This is a genomic window from Candidatus Nitrosopumilus sp. SW (assembly GCF_006740685.1).
Lineage (GTDB): Archaea > Thermoproteota > Nitrososphaeria > Nitrososphaerales > Nitrosopumilaceae > Nitrosopumilus.
The window spans coordinates 230,134-253,526 of record NZ_CP035425.1 but is presented as its reverse complement, the minus strand read 5'-3'; the positions used below and the strand labels follow the sequence as shown (position 1 = coordinate 253,526).

The 23,393-nt window shown below is 34.1% G+C and carries 30 protein-coding genes; 15 read left to right on the top strand and 15 right to left on the bottom strand.

Annotated features, from left to right (window positions below; all coding sequences use genetic code 11):
* Positions 1-29: 29 nt before the first annotated feature.
* A complete protein-coding gene (egtB, locus tag Nisw_RS01610; RefSeq protein WP_141975931.1) occupies positions 30-1,340 on the bottom strand; it encodes an ergothioneine biosynthesis protein EgtB in 1,311 nt (436 codons plus the stop codon).
* A gap of 96 nt (positions 1,341-1,436) precedes the next feature.
* Between egtB and Nisw_RS01605 the strand changes: the two genes are divergently transcribed.
* Positions 1,437-1,802 carry a DUF6659 family protein gene (locus Nisw_RS01605; RefSeq protein WP_141975929.1) on the top strand — a complete coding sequence of 122 codons (366 nt, stop codon included), beginning with the start codon at positions 1,437-1,439 and terminating at the stop codon, positions 1,800-1,802.
* Here Nisw_RS01605 and proS read toward each other — a convergent pair.
* The gene (gene proS, locus Nisw_RS01600; RefSeq protein ID WP_141975927.1) at positions 1,799-3,241 is read right to left on the bottom strand and encodes a proline--tRNA ligase; all 1,443 of its coding nucleotides are present in this window, start codon (positions 3,239-3,241) and stop codon (positions 1,799-1,801) included. The genes Nisw_RS01605 and proS overlap by 4 nt on opposite strands.
* 53 nt (positions 3,242-3,294) lie before the next feature.
* Positions 3,295-3,579, bottom strand: a complete 285-nt coding sequence (locus Nisw_RS01595) for a hypothetical protein (protein WP_141975925.1) — start codon at positions 3,577-3,579, stop codon at positions 3,295-3,297.
* Between the two features lie 102 nt (positions 3,580-3,681).
* On the opposite strand from Nisw_RS01595, the gene serB reads away from it, so the two are divergent.
* The 5 genes from serB to Nisw_RS01570 all read left to right on the top strand — a co-directional run bounded on the left by serB (position 3,682) and on the right by Nisw_RS01570 (position 7,369).
* Positions 3,682-4,332: a phosphoserine phosphatase SerB gene (gene serB / locus Nisw_RS01590; RefSeq protein WP_141978437.1), complete on the top strand. Its 651-nt coding sequence runs from the start codon at positions 3,682-3,684 to the stop codon at positions 4,330-4,332.
* A gap of 34 nt (positions 4,333-4,366) precedes the next feature.
* Positions 4,367-5,092 (top strand): coenzyme F420-0:L-glutamate ligase, encoded by a 726-nt coding sequence (gene cofE / locus Nisw_RS01585; protein WP_141975923.1) that lies wholly within the window; start codon positions 4,367-4,369, stop codon positions 5,090-5,092.
* Between the two features lie 56 nt (positions 5,093-5,148).
* A complete protein-coding gene (locus Nisw_RS01580) occupies positions 5,149-6,063 on the top strand; it encodes a PHP domain-containing protein (protein ID WP_141975921.1) in 915 nt (304 codons plus the stop codon).
* 68 nt (positions 6,064-6,131) lie between these two features.
* Positions 6,132-6,368 carry a sulfurtransferase TusA family protein gene (locus tag Nisw_RS01575; RefSeq protein WP_141975919.1) on the top strand — a complete coding sequence of 79 codons (237 nt, stop codon included), beginning with the start codon at positions 6,132-6,134 and terminating at the stop codon, positions 6,366-6,368.
* Between the two features lie 8 nt (positions 6,369-6,376).
* A complete protein-coding gene (locus tag Nisw_RS01570) occupies positions 6,377-7,369 on the top strand; it encodes a cysteine synthase family protein (protein ID WP_141975917.1) in 993 nt (330 codons plus the stop codon).
* Here Nisw_RS01570 and Nisw_RS01565 read toward each other — a convergent pair whose 3' ends face one another.
* Genes Nisw_RS01565 through Nisw_RS01550 form a run of 4 tightly spaced genes read right to left on the bottom strand, consistent with a single transcriptional unit; the run spans position 7,370 to position 9,579 of the window.
* Positions 7,370-7,843, bottom strand: a complete 474-nt coding sequence (locus Nisw_RS01565; RefSeq protein ID WP_141975915.1) for a hypothetical protein — start codon at positions 7,841-7,843, stop codon at positions 7,370-7,372.
* Positions 7,844-7,875: 32 nt separating this feature from the next.
* On the bottom strand, positions 7,876-8,091 hold the full coding sequence (locus Nisw_RS01560; RefSeq protein ID WP_141975913.1) for a hypothetical protein: 216 nt from the start codon (positions 8,089-8,091) through the stop codon (positions 7,876-7,878).
* A complete protein-coding gene (gene trxB, locus Nisw_RS01555; RefSeq protein WP_141975911.1) occupies positions 8,088-9,092 on the bottom strand; it encodes a thioredoxin-disulfide reductase in 1,005 nt (334 codons plus the stop codon). Before trxB ends, Nisw_RS01560 begins: the two co-directional genes overlap by 4 nt.
* Before the next feature lie 49 nt (positions 9,093-9,141).
* Positions 9,142-9,579 carry a cyclic nucleotide-binding/CBS domain-containing protein gene (locus Nisw_RS01550; protein WP_141975909.1) on the bottom strand — a complete coding sequence of 146 codons (438 nt, stop codon included), beginning with the start codon at positions 9,577-9,579 and terminating at the stop codon, positions 9,142-9,144.
* Positions 9,580-9,690: 111 nt separating this feature from the next.
* On the opposite strand from Nisw_RS01550, the gene Nisw_RS01545 reads away from it, so the two are divergent.
* Together Nisw_RS01545 and Nisw_RS01540 are read left to right on the top strand one after the other, a co-directional pair.
* Positions 9,691-10,122, top strand: coding sequence for a universal stress protein (locus Nisw_RS01545; RefSeq protein WP_141975908.1), 432 nt, complete (start codon positions 9,691-9,693; stop codon positions 10,120-10,122).
* Complete coding sequence (locus Nisw_RS01540) at positions 10,119-10,541, top strand: universal stress protein (protein WP_141975906.1); 423 nt, start codon at positions 10,119-10,121, stop codon at positions 10,539-10,541. Before Nisw_RS01545 ends, Nisw_RS01540 begins: the two co-directional genes overlap by 4 nt.
* 1 nt (position 10,542) lies before the next feature.
* Here the strand turns inward: Nisw_RS01540 and Nisw_RS01535 are convergent, their stop codons facing one another.
* Positions 10,543-11,397, bottom strand: coding sequence for a CBS domain-containing protein (locus Nisw_RS01535; RefSeq protein ID WP_141975904.1), 855 nt, complete (start codon positions 11,395-11,397; stop codon positions 10,543-10,545).
* Positions 11,398-11,506: 109 nt separating this feature from the next.
* Here Nisw_RS01535 and Nisw_RS01530 point away from each other — a divergent pair, with 109 nt between their 5' ends.
* From Nisw_RS01530 to Nisw_RS01520, 3 genes are read left to right on the top strand one after another with little or no spacing between them, the layout of a single operon-like run.
* Entirely contained in the window at positions 11,507-11,848 is a 342-nt protein-coding gene (locus tag Nisw_RS01530; RefSeq protein WP_141975902.1) for an HPF/RaiA family ribosome-associated protein, read from the top strand.
* A 5-nt stretch (positions 11,849-11,853) separates the two neighbouring features.
* Positions 11,854-12,285 (top strand): universal stress protein, encoded by a 432-nt coding sequence (locus Nisw_RS01525; protein ID WP_255430811.1) that lies wholly within the window; start codon positions 11,854-11,856, stop codon positions 12,283-12,285.
* A 12-nt stretch (positions 12,286-12,297) separates the two neighbouring features.
* Positions 12,298-13,200 (top strand): malate dehydrogenase, encoded by a 903-nt coding sequence (locus Nisw_RS01520; protein WP_141975899.1) that lies wholly within the window; start codon positions 12,298-12,300, stop codon positions 13,198-13,200.
* Here Nisw_RS01520 and Nisw_RS01515 read toward each other — a convergent pair.
* Positions 13,191-13,964, bottom strand: a complete 774-nt coding sequence (locus tag Nisw_RS01515; protein WP_141975897.1) for a DUF6775 family putative metallopeptidase — start codon at positions 13,962-13,964, stop codon at positions 13,191-13,193. The genes Nisw_RS01520 and Nisw_RS01515 overlap by 10 nt on opposite strands.
* A 24-nt stretch (positions 13,965-13,988) precedes the next feature.
* Positions 13,989-14,807 (bottom strand): sulfide-dependent adenosine diphosphate thiazole synthase, encoded by an 819-nt coding sequence (locus Nisw_RS01510; protein WP_141975895.1) that lies wholly within the window; start codon positions 14,805-14,807, stop codon positions 13,989-13,991.
* Positions 14,808-14,998: 191 nt separating this feature from the next.
* On the opposite strand from Nisw_RS01510, the gene Nisw_RS01505 reads away from it, so the two are divergent.
* A complete protein-coding gene (locus Nisw_RS01505) occupies positions 14,999-16,807 on the top strand; it encodes a nitrite/sulfite reductase (RefSeq protein WP_141975893.1) in 1,809 nt (602 codons plus the stop codon).
* The gene (locus Nisw_RS01500; RefSeq protein ID WP_141975891.1) at positions 16,804-17,601 is read left to right on the top strand and encodes a sulfurtransferase; all 798 of its coding nucleotides are present in this window, start codon (positions 16,804-16,806) and stop codon (positions 17,599-17,601) included. Before Nisw_RS01505 ends, Nisw_RS01500 begins: the two co-directional genes overlap by 4 nt.
* Here Nisw_RS01500 and Nisw_RS01495 read toward each other — a convergent pair whose 3' ends face one another.
* The gene (locus tag Nisw_RS01495; RefSeq protein ID WP_141975889.1) at positions 17,602-18,720 is read right to left on the bottom strand and encodes a tetratricopeptide repeat protein; all 1,119 of its coding nucleotides are present in this window, start codon (positions 18,718-18,720) and stop codon (positions 17,602-17,604) included. It lies immediately after the preceding gene.
* 120 nt (positions 18,721-18,840) lie between these two features.
* Here Nisw_RS01495 and Nisw_RS01490 point away from each other — a divergent pair, with 120 nt between their 5' ends.
* Positions 18,841-20,463, top strand: a complete 1,623-nt coding sequence (locus Nisw_RS01490) for a collagen-like protein (protein ID WP_141975887.1) — start codon at positions 18,841-18,843, stop codon at positions 20,461-20,463.
* 138 nt (positions 20,464-20,601) lie between these two features.
* Here the strand turns inward: Nisw_RS01490 and Nisw_RS01485 are convergent, their stop codons facing one another.
* The 4 genes from Nisw_RS01485 to Nisw_RS01475 form a co-directional block, all read right to left on the bottom strand.
* Positions 20,602-20,955: a histone gene (locus tag Nisw_RS01485; protein WP_141975885.1), complete on the bottom strand. Its 354-nt coding sequence runs from the start codon at positions 20,953-20,955 to the stop codon at positions 20,602-20,604.
* A gap of 114 nt (positions 20,956-21,069) precedes the next feature.
* Entirely contained in the window at positions 21,070-21,207 is a 138-nt protein-coding gene (locus Nisw_RS09055) for a hypothetical protein (RefSeq protein ID WP_182126834.1), read from the bottom strand.
* Between the two features lie 58 nt (positions 21,208-21,265).
* Positions 21,266-22,375 carry a GTP-binding protein gene (locus Nisw_RS01480; RefSeq protein ID WP_141975883.1) on the bottom strand — a complete coding sequence of 370 codons (1,110 nt, stop codon included), beginning with the start codon at positions 22,373-22,375 and terminating at the stop codon, positions 21,266-21,268.
* A 2-nt stretch (positions 22,376-22,377) separates the two neighbouring features.
* Positions 22,378-22,605, bottom strand: a complete 228-nt coding sequence (locus tag Nisw_RS01475; RefSeq protein WP_141975881.1) for a DUF504 domain-containing protein — start codon at positions 22,603-22,605, stop codon at positions 22,378-22,380.
* Positions 22,606-22,697: 92 nt separating this feature from the next.
* Here Nisw_RS01475 and Nisw_RS01470 point away from each other — a divergent pair, with 92 nt between their 5' ends.
* Positions 22,698-23,393 (top strand): phosphoglycolate phosphatase, encoded by a 696-nt coding sequence (locus Nisw_RS01470; RefSeq protein ID WP_141975879.1) that lies wholly within the window; start codon positions 22,698-22,700, stop codon positions 23,391-23,393.

Below are 23,393 nucleotides of genomic sequence, written 5' to 3'. Positions count from 1 at the left end.
GAAGAATATCATTATTTGCTTGTGAATAACTAGATATCTTCAACACATCTGAAACCTGAAAATAACCATCTTTCATCTAATCTAAAGAAATTCCTGTAACTTCCACGAATTGACATTTTTGGTGTTCCAAATGAACCTCCTCTCAAAACTTTTTGATTTGTAAACCATTTGTCATTGTATTCATCAAATCCTGTTTTGAATCCTGGATATCCTGTGAATTCTGATGATGTCCACTCCCATACGTCTCCAATCATTTGTTGGCAGCCTGAAGGACTTTTTCCTTCTGGATATGTTCCTATTTCTGTACATCCCCAATGATATGACTCAAGTAAATTGCATTTTCTCTCTGTTGCTTGTTCATTTCCCCATGGGAAAATTGTTTTCTCTTGTTTGTTCTCGTCCCAACAAGCAGCTTTTTCCCACTCTGCTTCAGTTGGTAATCTTTTTCCTGCCCATTTACAATATGCATCAGCTTCATAGAAACTAACGTGACATACTGGTTCGTTTGGATTTATCTCTCTGATTCCTAAAAAGTCTCTGACATGCCATTTACCGTCAATTTTCTCCCAATACATTGGAGATTTCCATTTGTTAGCTTTTACTTTTTCCCATCCATCTGATAACCAATACTTGTATGTCTCATATCCTCCATCCTCAACAAATTCTAAATACTGTTGGTTTGTAACTGGAAAAACATCTATTTTGTAATCATTAAGGTAAACTTTGTGCTCTGGAAGCTCAATGTCATAACAGAATCCCTTTCCATTAAATCCCATTGTGTATAAACCGCCTTTTATTTCGACAGTTTGTTTTTCAACATTGTTTTGTTTTTGAATTTGGTTTTTTCTTACTGGTCTGTATTGTTCTGCAAGAAGATGCTGTAAATCATACACTAACAATTCTTGATGTTGACATTCATGATGGAATCCCATTGTGATTAATTTGACTCCTTCATCATTCAAAGATTGGGTTTCAATAAATTTCTCTACTCTTTGATTGATTGTATTGAAATATTGAAAAATCTGATCAACTGTGGGTCTTGAAATTACTCCTCGCAATCCTTTATCGTGTGGAACTCCAAATTGTTGATAGTACGAATTAAGATATTCTGAAAATTCTTTTGAATAAAATTCGTAATTTTTGTCCAATTTACTCATAATTGCTTCATAAATCCAACTAACATGACCTATGTGCCATTTTGGCGGACTCATGAAAAATGCAGTTTGAACCACAAAATCATCCTTTTCTAAAGTTTTTACTAATTCTAGAGTTCTACTTCTGGTCTCTCTGAATTGCTCTAAGAGTGGCTTTCTTTCCTCTAACTGTGGATTGCTAGTCACAATTGCTAATCAGTTTTTTCCACTATTATATCTGATCCTGTGTTCCTTACTGAAAATTTGAAAATTCTTTTATTCCTATTTTCTTTTTATAAATTCGTGTCAGATGATTCTTTATCTTCCAAATGTGAACTTTTGCTCAAAGAACCTGAAATTCGTTTTGCAGGATTTTTAGATATGATGGGAAATTTAGTTGCAGGATCATTTCGTGACAATGTAAAACCTCTAAAAAATGAAGAAGAACGTAAAAAAATGTTCATTGAAGCTGTATTGAGAATTAGAACTAGACAAGATTTTGATGAGAATTTAGGACCCGTAAGTTATGCTGCTGCAAGAAGAAAAAATGTTGTTACATTCACTTTTGCATTGGGTGATTATGTTCTCTTTGTATCTGCTGAACCGACTGTGGATATTGACAAAACTGCACAGAAAATAATGAATATTTGTTCTATTGAAAATAACTAATATCCTCTAGCAAAAATCGGCACTGATTTACTTTCTTCTCCACAATACATGCATTTCAAATCAGTATTTTTACTGTCAAATGGGATTACCCGTATATCTGCACCTGTTTCTTCTTTTATTTTTTCTTCACATTCTAATTTTCCACACCAAGGTGCATTGAAAAATCCCCCCACCTCAATTTGTGATTTAAATTCTGTATAATTTGAAATATCTTTTGTATTTTCTTTTGATTGCACTCGTGCATTTTCAAGCATGGCTTTTTGTATCTCGTCTAGAACTGAAAGAATTTTCTCTATCTCTTCTAGTCCCAAGTTAATTTTTTCACGATTGTATCTTTTTGCAACAACAAAACTCTGTTTTTCAATATCTTTTGGTCCAATCTCTATGCGTATTGGAACTCCTTTCATTTCCCAATCGTTGAATTTGTAACCTGGAGATAATCCTTCTCGGTCATCTACCTGAATACGAATATCTTTTGCTTCTAATTTTTCTTGTATTTCTTTTACTTTTGGCAATACTTTGTCTTTACCTTCATCATTTCTGTAAATTGGAACAATTACTACTTGTATTGGTGCAACTTTAGGTGGTAACACAAGGCCTTGATCATCGCCGTGTGTCATTATCATTGCCCCAATTAATCTCCATGAAACTCCCCATGATGTTTGCCATGCAAAATGCTCCACATTGTCTTTGTCTGCAAATTTTACTTCAAATGGTTTTGAAAAATTCTGTCCTAAGAAATGTGATGTACCCATTTGTAGTGCTTTACCATCTGGCATTATGGATTCCATTGTTGTTGTATATACTGCTCCCACAAACTTTTCTTTCTCACTTTTCTTTCCCGTTGTGACTGGAATTGCTAATTCTTCTTCAACAGTATTTTTGTAAATTTCTAAAATTTTCATTACTTCTTCTTCTGCTTCTTCTTGTGTTGTGTGTACTGTGTGTCCTTCTTGCCACAAAAATTCTGATGTTCTTAGAAATGGTTTTGTTGCTTTAATTTCTGCACGTAAAGCAGTATTCCAAAAATTAATTTTTAATGGCAAATCTCTCCAACTTTGAATCCATTTTGAATACAAAGTATATGCTAATGTTTCAGATGTTGGTCTTAATGCTAATCTGTCCCCAATTTCATTTGTCCCTGAATGTGTTACCCAAAAAACTTCAGGATTAAAACCTGCAAAGTGTTTTTGTTCTTTTCCCAACAGTGACTCAGGAATCAACACTGGAAGAAATCCATTTCTAATTCCGTTTTTTGCAAATTTTTTATCAAATGTATTTTTTAACGACTCCCAAATAGAATACCCATCTGGTCTGAGCACTATTAGTCCTTTTACTGGTGCATAATCTGCTAATTTGGCTTTTAGTACAACTTGAGTGTACCATTCACTGAAATCATCTTTTTTTGAAACTGTAATTCCTACATCTTCTTTACTCAAACTAAAATTCTCAGAATAAATTAACTAATGAGCCTTTCGTGAGAAATTTTTGATTATAATTTATCGCCTTTGCAGAGTACTTGTCCTGTAACCCTACTTTGGAAATTTGGACATACGAAACATTGGATAAAGTGTATGTCGTCTTTTAGAACTGGACATTCTACAAATTCTTGTTTCATTCTTTTGAGCATTTTTGGACTCACACCTTTTAATTTCAATTTTCCTTTATCGTCCATCATACCTGATACTTTTAATTCTGCTTTTACGTCATCTGGCAGTTTTTGTCGTCCTTCTCTTTCTTTGATATCTACTTCGTATTTGTGTTCTAATTCGCCCATGACTATACCATTAACTCCGGTGATTTATTACTAGCGTTTTTTGGATCTCAAAAAAGTTTAAACTTTAATATAATTAGCAAATTTTTGCAAAACAGAAATCAATTGTTAGTAATTTTTGATGTTGAAGGTGTATTGTATGATGAAGAATATCTTCCTATTCTTGCAGAAAAACTGAATAAACAAGATGAAATTTGGGCAATCACAAAACAAGGAATTCAGGGAAAAATTAACTGGGAAGAAGGACTTCGAACCCGCGTTGCTGCTCTAAAAGGTCTTGATGAAAAAACATGTCAAGAAGTGTCAGATGAATTGCCTATCATGACTGGTGCAAAGGAAGCATGTAGAGCATTAAAGGCTGCTGGTTGGAAGTTGATGGCTGTTTCAGGTGGATTCACCTTGATGATGGACAGATTAAAAGAAGAATTAGGATTGGATTATGTTTATTCAAACGAGTTAATTTTCAAAGATGGTAAACTTGATGGAGTAAAAATCAATGTTGATTCAGATAAATCAAAATCTGCCCGAATCAAAATTGAAGAATGGGGTGAAAAGAAAGAAAATATTGTCTGTGTTGTAGATGGGGCAAATGATGTTAAATTATTTGATATTTGTGGATTGGGAATTGCATACCGTGCACAAGATTTGGTAAAAGATTTGGCAACTACTACTTTGGAAGAAAAAGATCTTTCAAAAATTTTGGATATTATTAACAAACATTACAAATTAGAACTAGAAGCTCCAACCCCTGCATAAACAATTTTTTAGTCCTAATCACGACATATTATAATTGGAAATTATACCTGTTCATATCGAAAAAGAGATTGAACCTTCAGATGATATTTCGGAATTAATTACTTCTTCAAATCAACTTCAGGATGGCGATATCTTGGTTATTGCTCAAAAAATAATTTCAAAACAAGAAGGACGCATGATTGATTTATCCACCGTAAAGCCCTCATTACTTTCTGAAGGAATTAGTTCCCAATACCAAAAAGATCCTAGGATCATTGAATTAATCTTATCTGAATCAAAACGAATCATCCGTATGAAGAATGGAATTTTGATTGTTGAAACAAACGATGGTGCAATTTGTGCTAATGCTGGTATTGATGAAAGTAATGTAAAAGAAGGGTATGCAACATTATTGCCTCTGAATTCCGATATATCTGCTAAAACCATACGTGAAAAAATTTTTGGACTTACAAAAAAAGATGTTGCTGTTATAATATCTGATACTTTTGGTCGTCCATTTAGAATGGGACAAACAAATTGTGCTATAGGTATTTCTGGATTGTCTCCAATAACTGACTATGAGGGAACTCGAGATACATTCGGAAAAACTTTGCGAGTTACGGCAATTGCAATTGCAGATGAACTTTCTGCTGCATCTGAATTAGTTATGGGTAAAACATTGAAAACACCTGTAGCAATAATTCGTAATTATTCCTTTCAGAAAGGTGAACATGAAATTAATGAATTAATTCGTCCTGAGGATGAAGATCTTTTTAGATAATTCACCATTGTAATTCCATAAGATTATTACCTAAAGATGAAAAATTTTATTTGAAAATGCCAATAAATGCTGAATTACATTGTCATAACTCTTTTTCAAATTTTCATGTAGGTGATGATGAACCTCCATATGATTGCGATATTTCTATACGAGATCAACTTGAGCGATCATATCATTTAGGATTAGATGCAATTTTTGTTACCAATCACAACACATTAGATGGCTATCGCCAATTATTGGAATACAAAAATAATCACTCAAAATTCAAAAACATTGATGTTTTTCCTGCTGAAGAAATCACTACTGATACCGGTGCACATGTTTTAGCTTATGGAATTCATGATGCGATATCTCCTGGTCTCTCTCTTGAGGAAGTCATAGATGAAGTTCAAAAACAAGGTGGTGTCTCATCTGCTCCTCACCCCTTTAGTTTACTTGATGCGTTACGTGATGGTGCTAAAAAATGTGATATGATTGAGGTCTTTAACAGCAATAATGTAGATATTTTATCTAATGCCCGTGCAACTGAATTTGCTTTAGATAATAACATGATTCAAGTTGCAGGTAGTGATTCTCATGTTTTGTCTACACTTGGACGATGTGTTAATGTGATTGACTCTGAAAATAATCTTGATGATATTTTATCTGCCATGAAACATGGGAAAATAGAAATCTCTCAAACAGGCTATGCTCATCAAACTGAAACTCTTGATCATTTACGATACAAAATTAATAATTCAAAAGAATACTTGATTGATTATATTTCTGAACATTATCCAAATGCAAAATGGCTTTTGACATTATTACTGAGAATTTATGATTCAAATCAAAATAGCCATATGTGGTCACTTTTTTACAAAATTGCAATTTATTTAATGAAGAGAATTTCACAAAAAATCAATTTCCAGAATCAAGATCCTAGTTTTATGAAAGATAGGAATCTTACAACTATGTTTAAAATGGCATTATGAGTAATAATTAATCTGAATAACTCAAATAGATTTTAATATGACAAAACGTCCTTTTTTAATTAGATAAGATGTCTGAATCAACAGAAAAAAAATTAGATGCTACTGGATTATTTTGCCCAGAACCTGTTTTTAGGACCAAAATTGAAATTGAAAGAATGCAGGTAGGTGAAACATTAACTGTTTCTGCAGATGATCCTGCAGCTGAAGATGATATCTCTAGATGGGTAACAAGACAAGGTCATGAATTACTAGATATGTCTAAAGATGGAAATGTAATTACATTTCAAATTAAAAAGGTGAAATAACCAAAATTATGACTACTGTAACTGACACAGATGTTTTGAATCGTGTAGGTAACACTCCTCTTGTAAAATTAAATTCTCTTTCACATGATAATGTGAATTATTTTGCAAAACTAGAAGGACACAATCCATTTGGTTCTGTAAAAGATAGAGCTGCATATTGGATGATAAAAGATGGAGAAGAAAAAGGAATTCTTACAAAAGGTAAGAGCATTATCATCGAACCTACTTCTGGAAACACTGGAATCGCTTTAACTGGAATTGCAAATTTGTTGGGATATAAAGTTGAGATAGTTATTCCTGAAAAGGCAAGTAATGAAACTAAAGATATTATTCGAAATTTAGGTGCCAAAGTCTTTGAAACGAGTGATGATTTGTGTCCAAAAGTTGGTGCAGGAACTGATCAAAGTATTGCCCTTGCAACATCTATTGCATCTTCGAGACCTGATACCTATTACTCTCCTAATCAATATGCTAATGAGGCAAATTTCAAGGGTCATTACATTGGAACTGGACCTGAAATTTGGAGACAAACTGAAGGTAAAGTAACTCACTTCTTCACTGGCGTGGGTACTGGCGGAACAATTACTGGCATTGGCACATTTCTTAAAGAAAAAAATCCTAACGTGAAAATCATTGGATGCCAACCACAACAAAACCATCTCATTCAGGGATGGAGAAATTTTGAAGAATCTGCAAAACCTGATTTATTTTTGAAACGAGAGAATGTGGTTGATGATTGGATATCTGTTGATAACGAAGAAGCATTTTCTGTTGTAAAGGATGTTTTTGAAAAAGATCAACTCTTGATCAGTCCTTCTTCTGCTGCAGTTTATGCTTGTATGAAAAAATATCCTGTTGAAGGGGATGCATGTGTTGTTGGAATTTTTGCTGATGATGGACGAAAATTCAAGAGTGTATATGCTAAACAAAACGTAATGTCTGAAGAACATTTTGAAAACTGCCTTAAAGATGCAAAACATCTATCTGAATTGGCATACTAATTATTCTAAAATATCTTTCAAATGTTTTTCATAAAAATCCCTAAAGTATGAATTCATGTCTCTTTCATGATGTAAACATTTGTTACTTTGTTCTGTAATGTTGTTTTTGATTTCTCTACTCCATTGACTTTGTTGTCTGTCTTTAGAATTGATAATTGATGGGTTTTCCTTGATTTTTTCCATGATCTCCATTAATGATGATCCTAACTGTCGAAATTTACTAATCTGTAAAAGGAATCTTTCTGATTCTTCTTTGTTGGTAACTTTGATTAAAGAAAATACTTGATTATAGTATTCTAAAGCTTTATTGTTATATTCTTCAAAACTTTCAATTCTTTTTTGCCAATATTCTTTTGATGTCTTTTCTTCTACTTTGTAACTAAATTGAATCTTACTCAAATCCATTCCTAATTTTGCCAGTTTATCACTGTACTCTTTCATGATTTTTTTCTTATTTTCTGTTTCTTCAGTCATAAAACTTAGTATATTTTGTACCAAAAAAGAGTTTAGATTTGTGATTTCTTCCAAGACTCCGAGGATTCTTTGGAATATTCTAGCAAGCACTTTTCACAAAATGAATCCCATTCATCAATTCCAATTTTTTTAAAATATTCTAATGACCATTTGTATGGTGGCTCTTCTCTATATTGGAATTGTTGAATTGTGTAGATTTCTTTTTCAAAAAATTTGTTTAAGCATTTTTTGCATTGTGCATTTTTCATTCTTGTTTGTCTGCACTTTCTGTTAGATATTTGTCCACATCAATTGCTGCCATGCAACCAAATGCTGCAGCTGTAATTGCTTGTCTGTAGTTTCTGTCATGCACATCACCTGCGGCAAAAACACCTTCGACATTAGTATGCGTTTTATTTTTTAATACAACATAACCTTCCTCATCCAATTCAATTTGATTTTTGAATAATTTTGTATTTGGTTCATGTCCAATTGCAACAAAGAGTCCTCCCACATCTAACGTTGATTCTTCATTTGTTTTGAGATTTTTCAATACTGCTTGTTGCATTTTCTGATCTCCTTTGATATCTATTACAGCTGAATCCCAATGGAATTTTATCTTTTCATTACTTAATGCTCTTTCTTGCATAACTTTACTTGCACGTAATTCATTTCTTCTATGAACCACATGAACAGTTGTTGCAAATTTTGTTAGAAAAGTTGCTTCTTCTATGGCCGAATCCCCTCCGCCAACTACAATTAATTCTTGATTTCTAAAGAATGGACCATCACATGTTGCACAATATGAAACCCCTTTTCCACCAAAAGTTTCTTCTCCTTCCAATCCTAGTTTTCTAGGATTAGCTCCTGTTGCAATTATGACTGCACGGCCTTCATATTCTTCTGATGCTGTTAACACTTTGAGTGGTTTACGTCTAAAATCTACATCTACTGCTTCATCATCAATTATGGTAGTACCCATTCTTTGAGATTGTTTTCGCATATCTATCATCAAATCTGGACCCATAATTCCGTTCTCAAATCCTGGATAATTTTCAACCTCTGTTGTGTTTACTAGTTGCCCTCCTGGTAATATTCCTGATAAAATTAATGTGTCATAACCTGCTCGGGAACAATAAATTCCTGCAGTATATCCTGATGGACCTGCTCCAATTATTATGACATCAAATTTTGTTTTCTTTTTATCTGGCATTTTTGGATTATCATCATTTGTTTCAAGTACTGTTGCACCTGAATCTGCTGCCATCATAGTAATTCGTCTTTTAATTTCAATAATTTAAGTGAATATCCTTTTTTGATTAATCATCTTTCATTCTCATAAGAATCTGATCACATATTTTACGCATTTGAGAATCAGAACCAACACTGGAAATTCTAACAATGTCTGATGTTGTTATAATTCCTACAATTCGTTCTTTTTCCATAACTGGTAGTTTGTGAATTAATTTTTCTTTCATAATTTCTGATGCTTCCCAAATTGTTTCTTCAGGTTCTATGGTTATCAGAGGTGATGACATCACTTCTGAAATTTCAGTAAATAATGGTCTTCCTTCGGCTGCAACTTTTGTTACAAAATCTCTTTCAGTAACAATCCCGATTGGGTTGGATTCGTCCATAACAATAACACAACCGACATTGAGTCGATTCATTTCTTGTGCTGCATCTTGTAATGATGTTGATTTTTCCGCTGTTAGTACATTTTTACTCATTACTTGATTGACAAATGTGTTGTCCATGACTTTTTGACCTTTTTCAATTATATCATATAAATTCTAAATTATCATAATTGAAAATCATCCCAGATAATTACTAAAGCCTTTTAATGTTCAATTATATCATTTTAGAACATGGTCATTAAAACTAAGAAAATCTTGGTGCCTCTTGATGGTTCAAAGAATTCTATTCGAGGTTTAGATATGGCTATTCACATAGCAAGACAATCTCATGGAGTAATTGTTGCTTTAAGCGTAAAATCTGTTCCTGGAATTTATGCTATTCATCCACTAGGATTTTTAGATTTTAACTCTTCAAAAGAATTGAAAAAAACTCTTGATGATGCAAAACTACGAGCTGCAAAAAAAGGGATTAAGTTAATTTCAAAGGCATTGTCTGGTGATCCTGGATATGATATTGCACGATTTGCAAATAATAAAAAAAATGGAATTGATTTAGTTGTAATTGGGGCTCGTGGAAGAAGTTCTGCAAAAGAATTGTTCTTGGGTAGTGTTTCAAATTATGTCTTGCATAAGTCCAAAAAACCAGTCCTTGTTGTGAAATGACTAACAATTTTAAAACAATTCTTGTTCCCCTTGATGGTTCAAAATATTCTAAAAAAGCATTACAACGTGCAAGCGAAATTACTCATGCATTTAACTCTAAGATCATTTTACTTTATGTTGCAGAAAAATCATCAATCAATTTACTAGATCGTAAAGAGTACCTAACAATGCTTAGAAAATTTGGAAAAAAAACTCTTGATGATGCGAACAAAACACTTTCAAAAAAAGGAATTTCTGCAAAATCTCTTCTTAAAGAAGGAAATATTGTCTCTGAAATTGAAAAAATTGTAAAATCTGAAAAATGTGATTTGATAATTGTTGGTAATAAGGGCCTTGGAGCCGTTACAAGATTTTTGTTAGGTAGTGTTTCTAACAAACTTGCTCAACATTCAAACTGTTCTATATTGATTGTAAAGTAATTCAACTAGCTAATACACTTACAATATCTGATTTTGTTATAATTCCAACCAATTTTGAATTCTTAACAACTGGTAATCCACTGATGTCGTGTTTGATCATAAGTGTTATTGCTGCTCTGATTTCTTTATCTGCCTCAATTGTGATTGGTTTTGAAGCCATAATGTCTGTGGCATGGAATGGAAAAAGGTAACTCATTTGATTGGCGTGACCTTCTTCTAATCCTTTTTTGAATTTGTACTCTTCTACTTCCTTCGGATCTGCTGATTCTGCTATCCATTGTGGTATTTTTGCAGGTACAAAATCTCTGAATGTTATGATTCCAACGGGTTTTTCATTTCTTTTAATCACCACTCTGGATATTCCGTATTTTAACAACAAACTTTCGACATGTAGTATGGGGTCACTTGGAGATGCAGTTATCAAATCCTTCTTCATTACTTGAGAGACTTTGAGTGATTCAGAACCTTTTGTCAAGAATATTTTGACTAGATCTGTTTTGGTGACAATTCCTCCAAGTGTTTTATCTTCATTTAAAATTATAACAACACTGATTCTGTGTTTTTTCATCATTTTTGCACATTCACTAACTGTGTTTTCTCTAGTTAGCGTGAATAGTTTTTTTGGTTTGAAATTTTTTGCAAGTACTGATTTGATTGGTTTGTTTCCTAACTCATAAATTTTCTTTGCAATGTCTTTTTCTGTAATTACTGCAATGGGCTTTTTTTTATCTACCACCACCAATCTTTTGACTTTATTCTTAAGTAATGACTCTCGCACTTTAACGAGTGTTGAATTAGGTCCTACTGTGATTGGTTTTGTTAAGATTTTTGTTAAATTTGATTTTTTTATGTTCATGAGGTTAACTCTTGATTACTCATTAAATATATCATTTCTAATATCATGGATGAAAATCGCACTTAATAATTATTATAACCGTTTAAAGTTGATATTTTAAGAGATATTCATGACTGAAAAAATTCCCTTATACGTAATTGGATTGTCTAAAGATGAACCTGCTACTGAAGTTCTGTATTCCAAGTTTGGTGCTGCCCTAGAGAAAGTTCAACCTGTATTGCCTGACATTATTGAGGCCAAAATTGATGTAAAATCTCAGAATCCTGAGGGCTCTCGAACTCATTATGATGTTACTGCAACAATAAAAACATCCAAAAATCAATTAATCTATACTGAATCTGATTGGGATATTCTAAAAATTTGCGATCTACTAATTAAAAAATTAGAAAGAGAAATGCCAAAACATGATGATAAACGTCAAAGAGATAGTATTCGTAAAAGAGAGCCATAGAAAAATTGTTTAAGAATATTTTGATTCCTTTTGATTTATCTGCTCATTCTACTCGAGCTTTTAAGGTTGCAGTTGATCTTGCAAAAAAATATGATTCAAAACTTACGCTACTAACTTGTCTTGAAGGTGATGCTTGGCATCACAAATATTATGATTCTAGAGCTGATTCAGAATTAATTAAAAAACAAAAAAAAGTTTCTCAAAAACATCTTGAAAAACTAGAAGAGATTGCTGAAAAAAATAATGTCTCTGTAAAATCCCATATTTTAAAATCAAAATCTGTTGTAAATGATATTGTTGTATTTGCAAAATCTAGAAAATATGATCTTATTGTAATTGGTTCTCATGGGAGAACTGGATTAGATAAGGTTCTTTTAGGCAGTGTTGCAAATGGTGTTTCTCAAAAAGCAAAGTGTCCAGTTCTTATAGTAAAATAACTGGTGATACGGTTGATTTCAATTGTTGGCAGTGGTAGAGTCGGTGCATCTATTGCATTTCTTTGTGTTGCAAATGGCCTAGATGATGTATTGCTTGTAAATAAAACAAAAGAAAAAGCAATTGGAGAATCTCTTGATGTTGCAAGTGCAATTCCTGCTGACTCAAAATTCTCTATTCGTGGAACGGATGATTATTCTGAATTAGTGGGTTCTGATATTGTTGTTATTGCTGCAAGTGTTGGTGTTTACACAAAGGACAGATCTGAAAATATAGATTTCCAAGTTGAAATGATAAAAGAAATTGCAGAAAAAATAAAACAATATTGTCCTTCTGCAATTGTTTTACTGGTTTCTAACCCTCTTGATGTTTTAACTTATTATTTTCAAAAGATTAGTGGATTTTCCAGGTTCAAAGTAATTGGTATTGCATCTAGTCTTGATACTAGTAGGTTTCGTTATTATATTTCTGAAACATTGTCTGTTCCCCAATCGTCTATTTCCAATGCACTAGTTTTGGGCGAACATGGTGATTCTATGGTTCCTATTTTTTCTGGTGTCTCTGTTGGTGGTAACCCTCTTTTTTCTATGATTGATAGCCGAGATATTATCACTGAAAATGTGAGAAACTATTGGAGGACTCTTCGTAATTTTAAGAGTAGATCTCAGTTTGGTATTGCCAAAAATACCTTTGACGTAATTGATGCCATTTCAAAGAAAAAAGAAATCAGTATTCCTGCTTCTATCGTTCTTGATGGTGAGTATGGAGAATATGATGTTGCAATGGGTGTTCCTGTAAAAATCGATCAAAACGGGGTATCTAAAATACAACAAATTAAACTTGATGATACTGAATCCTCTTCTCTAAAAAAATCCTCTGAAAAAATTCGTAATGATATAAAATCTGTTCATGAATGATCAATAATTTTTCTAAAACTTTTTTCGTGTTTACTGCAGAATTTTTTATTTTTTAATTGTGAATTAAACAAATCTTTTTGCCAATGTGCATTATACAACCTACATTCTTTGTCTTCACAGAATGCATCACCTGTTTCATAATACATAATGGCCTGCAAGAGATACCCTTCTGTAATTTCTGATATTCTTGGATCATTATATTCTAAAAATTCTCCTTTGTATTTCTCGTTAATTTTGTCTATACTCCCTTCTGAAAAATTTGTCATTAATTCTAGATAGTATTCTTTAGGTTTTGCAGGGGCTTCTATTATTCCCGTGGTTGAAATTATTGAAGGATTTGTTCCAATTAATGCCCTTGCATGGTATCTGAAATCGCTTTCGTCAAACGTACATGGTAGTTTATTTGTTAAAATTATGTGTAAGATCTCTTGATGTTGTTCTTCTGTTGGAATGAATTTTGATACTGCTTTTTGAAATTCAAATCCATCATAAAGAATTTTTTCTTTACTTTGTGAATTGTCTATATTTTCTCTTTCTGTTTGTATCTCTGATTCTATTGGAATGTGTTTTGAAAACGGTTTTTTTAATTCAAAAATTCTTGTGGCGGCGATTTCTTGAAACAACTCATCATTAGCATCCTCAAAAAAATTCCTCCTTACTTCTGTGTCTACATGAAATGTGTCTTTGAGAAATTTTTCTAATTTATTTATCTGAATTTCTGGAACTGTAGGTTCGTCATAAATGATAATTTTGCTTGTTTTCAATAAAGAAAGAAAATGTCTGATTGCTTATCTTTCTAACTCTTTGATTTTTTCAGCAGCAATTTCTGCTGCTCTTTTTCCAGAATAAAGCATTGAACCAAACGTAGGTCCCATTCTTGCTAATCCGTGAGTTTCTGTGACTGACATTCCTGCTGCAATTAGTCCTGGATATATTTCGCCTGTTTTGTGAACTACGTGTTCTTCACCATCGTTTACAAACATTGGTTCCATACCTTTCCATTCAGCTAAGCCTCTATCTACTAGTCTTTTTACTGCAACAGAATCGTGACCTGATGCATCAATAATCACCTTAGCTTCAAATGCAACTGGATCCACACATGTAATGTTACGTGGTAATGCTGAAACTGGCATCCAGTTAACAACAATTCCTGCAACTCTGCCATTCTTTAGAACTAAATCATCGAACTTTGTTAATTGTAAGAATTTTACTCCTGCATCACATGCTCCTGCAATTAATTTTGATACTGCATGTGGACCTGGTGTCAAATACAATCCATCTTTCACTTTCTTGTATGGAATACCTAATTCATCCCAAATTTTTTGTGCTGGCTCTCTGACTGTAACTGGATTCATCATGTAACCTCCTAACCAATATCCTCCTCCCAGGTAGTTGTTTTGTTCAATAACTAGAACTTTGAAACCCAAGTTTGAAAGTTCTCTACTTGCAGTAAGTCCTGCTGGACCTGCACCAATAATGATTACATCTGACTCTGCTCTATCGATTAGAACTTCGTGGAATTCATTTGCGATAGCTTGTGTGATTTCGACTTCACGTACGTCAGTAAATATTTTTGTTGATTGCTCTGCTACAGTTGCCTCTTGCATGAAAAATTTCCAGTCGAGAACCCATTAATACTTTGCCACATCTCTAAAATTAGGAGTTACTAATTATTCTATATCTGTAAAATGATTTTTTCTTAAAATTATAGGAAATATTCTGCCAGCCTTGAAAGTTTGAGTCCTAAAACCCCCCTTTCTCAAAAATTTATATCACAACCAAAAGAAATTCCTTTGTATTGACAGTATCTGATCTTAAACAATCTACAGCTGATTCTCCAAAGCCTAAAATTAATTGGGCAAGAATAGAAGAGGCTGATAATTTTGCAAAAACTGTAAAATTATTCCGTCAAGGAAAATACGACGAAGATAGTTTTAGACGATTCCGACTTCAACATGGTGCATATGGTACTAGAATGACTGGTGATTATGCAATGGTTAGAATTAAACTTCCTGCAGGTGAGATTTATCCTCATCAATTTGAAAAGATATCTCAACTCAGCGAACGATATTCAATTGGCAGTGCTCATTTTTCAACAAGAGAAAATATTCAATTACACTGGGTAATTCTTGAAGATGTTTCAGAAATTTTTAGAGAATTAGCTGAGGTTGGACTTACGTCAAGAGAGGCATGTGGAAATAGTGTAAGAAACGTAATGTGTAGTCCAATGTCTGGTGTTTGTCCTGCTGAAGAATTTGATGCAACTCCATATGCACTTGCAACTGCAAAATTCTTTTTAAGAAATCCTATGGCTCAAAATCTCCCTCGTAAATTCAAGTTCACTTTCACATGTTGTGAGAAACACGGAATGGTAAGAATGGTTGATGTTGGATTAATTCCTCAAATAAAAGAAGTAGATGGAACTCCGCAAAAAGGGTTCAAGATATTTCTTGGTGGTGGATTAGGAAATAGATCATTTGTTGGACATCAATTAGAAGACTTTACTCCTGAAGAAGATTTACTCTATACTTCAATTGCTGTAATGAGAATCTTTGATAGATTAGGTGATAGAAAAAATCTTGCAAGAAATCGAATGCGTTATCTTGTTAATGATATGGGTTGGGAAAAATTCCAAAACCTTGTACTAAAAGAAAGAGCTGTAGTAAGAGCTACTCAATCTGTAATCACACAACTTGATGTTGATCATACTCCTGATGAAATCAAACGACCAATTAGAATTAGTGATGAGAGTGGAAGTGGAACTCCTGATGGATATGCAAGATGGCTAAAAACTAACACTGAAACACAAAAACAATCTGATTACAGAACTGTCTACATAACTCTTGAAGCAGGAGACATCACTTCAAATCAATTACATGCATTGGCTGACATTATACGTGACTTTTCATCTGAAGGTAAGGCCCGTGCCGGCTTTGTACAAAATGTTGCGTTACGTTATGTCCATGAGGATGATTTACCACGTCTGTACTCTAAACTGCTTGAAGTTGGATTGGCAAAATCTGGTGCTCTTACCATGACTGCCCCTATAGGCTGTTCTGGCACAACCTCGTGTAATCTCGCATTGACAAATTCTCATAGATTAGCTAAAGAAATCCAAAGAAAATTCTTAGAACTAAAACTTGATGAAGATGATGATTTACGTGACGCTTCTATCAAAATTAGCGGTTGTCCAAACTCTTGTGGCCAACATGGAATTGCAACAATAGGATTCTTTGGTGGCGGTGCACGTGTAGGAAAAGACATGTATGCAAATTATCAAATGTTGTTAGGTGGACGTTCTGATGGTGATACTATGTTGGGGCAGATTTGTCACAGGGTTCCTGCAAAAAGAGTGATTCCTGTAATTTTGAAAATCATTGAGTTGTTTAAGGAACATAAAAAACCTGATGACACACTAAAATCCTGGATTCACAGAATTGCAACTAACAGTGAAGATTCTGAAATTAAAACTCTCAATGATATTAGAAAAGCAATTGATCCATTAACAATTCCTCCAACAAAAGAAGAGGATCCTGATTTCTATCTTGATTATGGAAGCGACACTAGTTACCATACTAAAACTGGAAAAGGTGAATGTGCTGCTTGACAGAATCTGGTAATGTCACAACTGATGTGGACTCTTTACGTTCAGAAATTAGAGACAAAAGCGTTCGAGTAATTGATGTAAGACGAGAAGATGACTACAAAAAAGATCATATCTCTACTGCTGTGAATTTACCTTTGGCAAATCTTTTGTCAGATGATAGTCCTGAACGTGTTGTTAAACTGGTAAACTCAATGGGAATTGATGATGAAACTCGTGTTGTAGTTTACGATGATACATTTGGAGCCTTGGCATCAAGAGTTGCATGGACTTTGGAATATCTTGGACATTCTGATGTAAGCTTACTTGAAACAACTTATAGTAATTGGAAATCTCTTGGTCTTGAAAGCGACTCACAGACTCCTGAGGTACAAAGTAAAGAACACTCTGTGAAATTACAACCTGATATTTTAGCTACATCTGATTATCTAGAAACTGCAAAACAACGTGATGATGTTATTTTGATTGATAATAGAGAGAGATTAAACTTCCTTGAACAACACATCCCTGGTGCGATCAGTTTACCTTATAGAACACTTGCATCAAATGACAAAATTTTACGTCCAAAAGAGGATATGAAACGTTTACTTGATAATCGTGGAGTGACAGGCGACTCTGAAATTATTACTTATTGTGGCAGTGTGGGCACACTTTCTGGATTGGCATACTATGCATTAAAGACTGCAGGTCTTCCAAATGCTAAACTATATGTCCGTTCTTTCAAAGAATGGAAAAGTCTTCAAAAACCTACTGTAAAACAAGAAGATGCAAATTATTGGGATCTTTCTGCTGAATAATTAAGAAATTTCATTTCTGAGTTTTTTGGTAATTGTAACTTCTACGTTATCAAACAATATCAACATCTTTTCTTTGTTTTCTACAATGTAATCATTACCTCTATCTTTTAGTCTGATTTTCCATAATCTAATCTCTCTATGTTCATCAAAGAAATTTTCAATCATCTGTTCTCCTGATTTCTTTGGATCAATAAACTCATCAAACACTTCTATTGCTCTTTCTGCATTCTCTTCTTCTATTGCCTCTTTAGCATCTTGAATTGCTTGACTTAATTCTTTTAGATTCTTTACAGGTTTTGGTAATTTCTTTTTTGTAATTCCAAACAATCCTTTCTTTTCTTTACCCATTTTTTCTGCAACGTTTGGTGCAAGATCATATACTGGAATTCTGCTTAACCCATCTCTCTTTTCATTTTGGACAATCAATCCTTTCTCTAATAATTTTCTTAATGCATCTTCTGCATCTTTCTTATCTAGAAATGTCGTCCAAACGATTGAACCAATTGTGTGATAACCTTGTCTGATTGATTCTAAAACTACCACTTCTTGAATTCTTTTGAATCCTTCTTCGATTCTGACATTAACAAAATCTTTGTCTCTAATTGATTTTCTAGCATTCTTTACATCAATTTCGATTGAACGTTTCAATGCCTCTAATGATTCTGGAACTTGATTCAATAATGATAAGAAACATGCTTTGTTGTACCATGCCATTCCATATGTTGGGTCTGTTTCAATTGCTTTTTCAACTGAATCAAGAGCTTTAGAATAATTTTTTTGTTCATAATGAACTAATCCTTTTAGATTCCAAGCTTCAGGATTTGTAACGTCAATATCTAAAATTCTATCATAAACTCTTAATGCTTCATGATGATCATCGATATGAAATCTTGCATATCCTAATTTCAATAATGTCTCGACATTATCTGGATCAATTCTTAATGCTTGTTCAAATACTGTGATGGCCTCTTCAAGTTTTTCATCTGCCATCAAATTGATTCCTTTCTTAAACAGTCTCTTACGATTATAGTCGATATCAACTAACGCTGTCTCTTCTGTCTTTTTTTCTACTTTGTACTCTTCTTTTTCCTTTGATTTTTTTCCGAAAGGTTTCTTCACTAGCTCAAAATGCCCTTTTATCTAGATAAATACTATCCTGCGTGAGCCTGGAAATTATTTGATTTAGAACCTAATTATGCGATCTAAATACAGAAATACTTGAAGTATAAACAAACGATTGTGTCATCTCAGTCTAAATTAGAAATCCAAGGCCAGGCACCATTTAAACAGTCAGGTGTGTATGAAGCCCAAATAGCAATTGTTGGTAGTAGGCCTTCAGATGAACAAATTAAATCTAAACAATTTACTTCTCTTTGGCGGGGTAATTTCCATCTTAGAGTTAAAGATGGAATTTTTTCTGAAACTATTGGTTCTCCTGAAAATCCAATCCCCTCATCAGTATTAGAATTAGAAACAATTTGGATAGTCGTTACAGATCTATTTTCCTCATTACATTCTGTTTTTGATGTTCCATTATCAAGACCAAAACCTCAATCAACTACACAAACATCAACTGAAACTAGAACAATTTCTGAAACTCCAAAACAAAAACGTACAACTAAAACAAGTACTGGTTATCCAGGTCCACAAGGTGCTCCAGGTGACAAAGGTGCTACTGGTCCACAAGGTCCAGAAGGTGACAAAGGTCCACAAGGTCCGCCTGGACAAGTAGGTCCTCCGGGTGACAAAGGTCCCGAAGGTCCACAAGGTCCTCCGGGTGACAAAGGTCCAACTGGAGATAAAGGTCCATCTGGTGACAAAGGAATTGCTGGAGACAAAGGACTAACTGGAGACAAAGGAGTCACTGGTGACAAAGGTGACAAAGGTGACAAAGGTGTTCCTGGTCCACCTGGCGAAAAAGGTGACAAAGGTGTAACTGGTCCAATTGGTGACAAAGGTCCAACTGGACTAAAAGGTCCAACTGGCGATAAAGGAGAAAAAGGTCCAACAGGACCTCCTGGCGATAAAGGATTATCTGGATTAAGAGGTGCCCCTGGCGATAAAGGAGAAAAAGGTCCACAAGGTCCTCCAGGAGAAAAAGGATTAACAGGTCCTATTGGAACTCCGGGAGAAAAAGGCCCAACAGGACAAGCAGGTGTTCAAGGAGAAAAAGGAATTCAAGGTGGTCCGGGTCCTATCGGCGAAAAAGGTCCAATAGGTCCTATCGGCGAAAAAGGCCCAATAGGTCCACCAGGCCCACTTGGTGACAAAGGATTAACAGGTCCAGCAGGTCCTCCAGGTGACAAAGGTCCAATAGGTCCTCCGGGTCCTATCGGCGAAAAAGGTGTTAGAGGAACTGAAGGTCCTATCGGTGACAAAGGTCCACAAGGTCCACAAGGTCCAGCTGGTGCAAAAGGATTAACAGGCGTTCCTGGTCCTCAAGGAGAAAAAGGTGACAAAGGTCCGTTAGGTCCTCAAGGAGAAAAAGGACAAACAGGCGCAACAGGTCCTCCAGGTGACAAAGGTCCACAAGGTCCACAAGGTTCACAAGGTGAAAGAGGAACAACAGGTCCCTCTGGAGAAAAAGGTCCACAAGGTCCACAAGGAATTCAAGGCCCACAAGGTGAAAGAGGCCCAACAGGTCCAATAGGTTCTATCGGAGAACAAGGTCCACGTGGAGAACAAGGTCCGTTAGGTCCAGCAGGTCCAAGAGGTCCTCCAGGTCCTCCAGGAGAAAAAGGTCCATCAGGTGGAATGTCATCTGAACAAAAAGCATTGTTCAAAGAATTGTTAGAAATACTAACAGAGAAAAATGTCATTAGTACTGAAGAACAAATTAAACTAATGAGTTATCTTTACTAGTTTTCTAAAAATTAAGTTTCAAAAAAAAAAAATCACAATTTTTTAATGAAAAATATTTTTTTGAACAGTTTACACTAACTGTTTTTAGAAAAATGGAAAACAATTCGCCTTGTGACGATTGTTAATTTATTGACGAGTTTACTTTCGTCTTTTAGCTGCAGTTTTTCTCTTTGGAGCTGCCTTTCTTTTTGCGGCTTTTCTCTTTGGAGCTGCTTTCTTAGCTGCAGTTTTTCTCTTTGGAGCTGCCTTTCTTTTTGCGGCTTTTCTCTTTGGAGCTGCTTTCTTAGCTGCAGTTTTTCTCTTTGGAGCTGCCTTTCTTTTTGCGGCTTTTCTCTTTGGAGCTGCTTTCTTAGCTGCAGTTTTTCTCTTTGGAGCTGCCTTTCTTTTTGCGGCTTTTCTCTTTGGAGCTGCTTTAGCTGCAGTTTTTCTTTTAGCTGCCTTTCTCTTTGGAGCTGCTTTTCTCTTTGGAGCGGCTTTTCGTTTAGCTGCCATGTTTTGATCGACATTTTCATTGTTTTTCAGTGGTTAAACTAAAGAAATTTACACAATTTGATTACAATTTCTCAAGTAATTTTTTTTCAAAAAATTATTTGTGATCGTACATTTTCAATAAACGCCTTCAGCTGATGGTCTTCTACCTTGCAACCAACTTGTTTTTCCACAAATTGTGCATTTGTATTTCCTTCTACGCTTGTAAGTTGCCATTTCTGGAAGAAAAACTAGTTCTTGTTTTGTTTTTGTCATGCAAAATTTACACCAACGATGTTCAAATTCTTGATCCATGTTAAACTTTTTTTTAAAATTATGTTCCTCGTGTTTTGATAATTGTCAACACGTCTTCATCTTGTAGAATATGACTCAAACCTACTCTTTGTCCTCCAAACTTTACACTCTTTCCCCAAACCATTCCGTATCTGAATTCTCTTTTCATTCTTCGATGTAATTTGTTACAAATATCTTCTACTGTATCTCCTTCTCTTGCAATTAATGGTTCTTTGAAATCTGTTTCACCCCCTTTTGGACGCATGTATATTCGAATGAATTTTAATTTCTCATAGATTTTTTCTTTTAATATTTCGATATTGATATCTGAATTTGCTGACACTTCAATCACATCTGATTTGATTTTTGTTTTCAAATCTTTCAAAAATTTCTCATCCACTAAATCGATTTTATTCAAAACTGTGAGTGCTTTTGAATAACTAATGTTTCCTGCAATATGATCAGATAACTGTTCTGATGTTATGTCTTCTCTAACAACAACACGTGCACTGACAATTCCATAAAGGTGCAAAATATCTTTCAAATGTTTTTCTGTGATTTTTGTAAGTTTAACTTGTTGGGCAATTGCAATTCCTCCCATTGCTGCTTTTTCAATTGTAATGTTTGGGGGTAGTTGGTTTAGCCTGATTCCTATATTTCCTAACTCGTTAACTAAAACATCCTCATGATATGGCTGAAATACGTCTAAAACCAATAACACAAGATCTGCTGTTCTTGCCACGGATAAGATCCTCTTTCCTAATCCTTTTCCTGTAGATGCACCTTTGATAATTCCAGGTAAATCTAATACCTGAATTTTTGCTCCTCTATATTCCATCATTCCTGGTACTACTGTTAATGTTGTGAATTGGAATGCTCCTACTGCTGATTTTGCTCCAGTTAATTTATTGAGCAATGTTGATTTTCCAACACTTGGTAATCCAATGAATACGACTGTTGCATCTCCTGTTCTCCTAACATCAAATCCATCAGATTTCATTCCAGATTTTTTTGCAGCGTTATCTTCTTGCTCTCTTTTGAGTTTTGCAATCTTTGCTTTTAGTAATCCAAGATGATGTTCTGTTGCTTTGTTAATTTGTGTTCTAGCCATTTCATCTTGAATGGCCTTGATTTTTTCAGGAATTCCCAATACTATTCACTACCTGCTGATTTCTTTTCAAATAAAACCGTATTATTTTTTTTAATTTTCTTTATTCTGCTTATTGGTATGGTTTGCAGATTTTCTGATTGAACCAAAAATTCTGGCAAAGTGGTTTCAACTATTCTTTCAAAATTTCTGTAGAAAATTTTGTATGATTTAGACTCATCTGCAAATTTTGCTTTACTAAAAATCTCTTCAATAATTCCTTTTTTTGCCATATTTTGAGTAAAATCATTGCATTAATGAACAATACGTATTTCTTTTTTGTTTCATACGCAGCAAATATTATTCGGTAAAAAAAACATCTGATGTGAAAAAAAGAACTTTTGCAGTAGATATTGATGGTACTATAACTGAAAATGGAGGCGGCCGAATTCATTTGGATGCTTTAGAAGCATTAAGACGTCTCGTCAATATGGGACACGATGTAATTTTTGTAACTGGTCGATCTTCTGTTGAAGGATTTTTACTTTCAGTATTTGGTGGCACAACAAAAGTTGCTGTGGGTGAAAACGGGGGATGTATCACACTTGATTCAAACGATCATATTTTACTTGGTAATCTTAATGAATGCAAAAATGCCCTTAATATCTTAAAAAATAACATGGAAAATGTAGAAGAAAAGTACGTTTTTCCTAGAATGACAGAGGTTGTTTTACAAAGAACCTTTGATCTGGATCAGGCTAGAAAGATACTACTTGAAAATGATGTTGATGTAGTACTGTCTGATAGTCAGTATGCATACCATATCAATTCACCAGGAATTGACAAGGGAACTGGATTTACTGAAATCATGAAGCGATTTTCCATTTCAAAAGATGATGTTATTGCAATTGGTGATAGCGCAACTGATATTCCGTTATTCAAAGTAGCAAAAACCAGTATTGCACTAGGTAATGCATTTGATGATGTAAAATCAGAAGCCACAATGACTGTTTCTGCACATGCAGGAGATGGAGTGCTTGAAGCATTAGATAAATTAGCACCTATATTATCTGAGATATAA

Excerpts from the sequence above, each read along its gene's own strand:
- trxB (WP_141975911.1), bottom strand. The coding sequence starts at position 9,092 with ATGATGGCAGCAGATTCAGGTGCAACAGTACTTGAAACAAATGATGAT.
- Nisw_RS01575 (WP_141975919.1), top strand. The coding sequence starts at position 6,132 with ATGTCTGAATCAACAGAAAAAAAATTAGATGCTACTGGATTATTTTGC.
- Nisw_RS01560 (WP_141975913.1), bottom strand. The coding sequence starts at position 8,091 with ATGAAAAATGCACAATGCAAAAAATGCTTAAACAAATTTTTTGAAAAA.
- Nisw_RS01485 (WP_141975885.1), bottom strand. The coding sequence starts at position 20,955 with ATGGCAGCTAAACGAAAAGCCGCTCCAAAGAGAAAAGCAGCTCCAAAG.
- Nisw_RS01475 (WP_141975881.1), bottom strand. The coding sequence starts at position 22,605 with ATGGCAAAAAAAGGAATTATTGAAGAGATTTTTAGTAAAGCAAAATTT.
- Nisw_RS01510 (WP_141975895.1), bottom strand. The coding sequence starts at position 14,807 with ATGCAAGAGGCAACTGTAGCAGAGCAATCAACAAAAATATTTACTGAC.
- Nisw_RS09055 (WP_182126834.1), bottom strand. The coding sequence starts at position 21,207 with ATGACAAAAACAAAACAAGAACTAGTTTTTCTTCCAGAAATGGCAACT.
- Nisw_RS01540 (WP_141975906.1), top strand. The coding sequence starts at position 10,119 with ATGACTAACAATTTTAAAACAATTCTTGTTCCCCTTGATGGTTCAAAA.
- Nisw_RS01545 (WP_141975908.1), top strand. The coding sequence starts at position 9,691 with ATGGTCATTAAAACTAAGAAAATCTTGGTGCCTCTTGATGGTTCAAAG.
- Nisw_RS01595 (WP_141975925.1), bottom strand. The coding sequence starts at position 3,579 with ATGGGCGAATTAGAACACAAATACGAAGTAGATATCAAAGAAAGAGAA.
- Nisw_RS01530 (WP_141975902.1), top strand. The coding sequence starts at position 11,507 with ATGACTGAAAAAATTCCCTTATACGTAATTGGATTGTCTAAAGATGAA.
- Nisw_RS01565 (WP_141975915.1), bottom strand. The coding sequence starts at position 7,843 with ATGACTGAAGAAACAGAAAATAAGAAAAAAATCATGAAAGAGTACAGT.
- Nisw_RS01535 (WP_141975904.1), bottom strand. The coding sequence starts at position 11,397 with ATGAACATAAAAAAATCAAATTTAACAAAAATCTTAACAAAACCAATC.
- Nisw_RS01580 (WP_141975921.1), top strand. The coding sequence starts at position 5,149 with ATGCCAATAAATGCTGAATTACATTGTCATAACTCTTTTTCAAATTTT.
- Nisw_RS01570 (WP_141975917.1), top strand. The coding sequence starts at position 6,377 with ATGACTACTGTAACTGACACAGATGTTTTGAATCGTGTAGGTAACACT.
- Nisw_RS01550 (WP_141975909.1), bottom strand. The coding sequence starts at position 9,579 with ATGGACAACACATTTGTCAATCAAGTAATGAGTAAAAATGTACTAACA.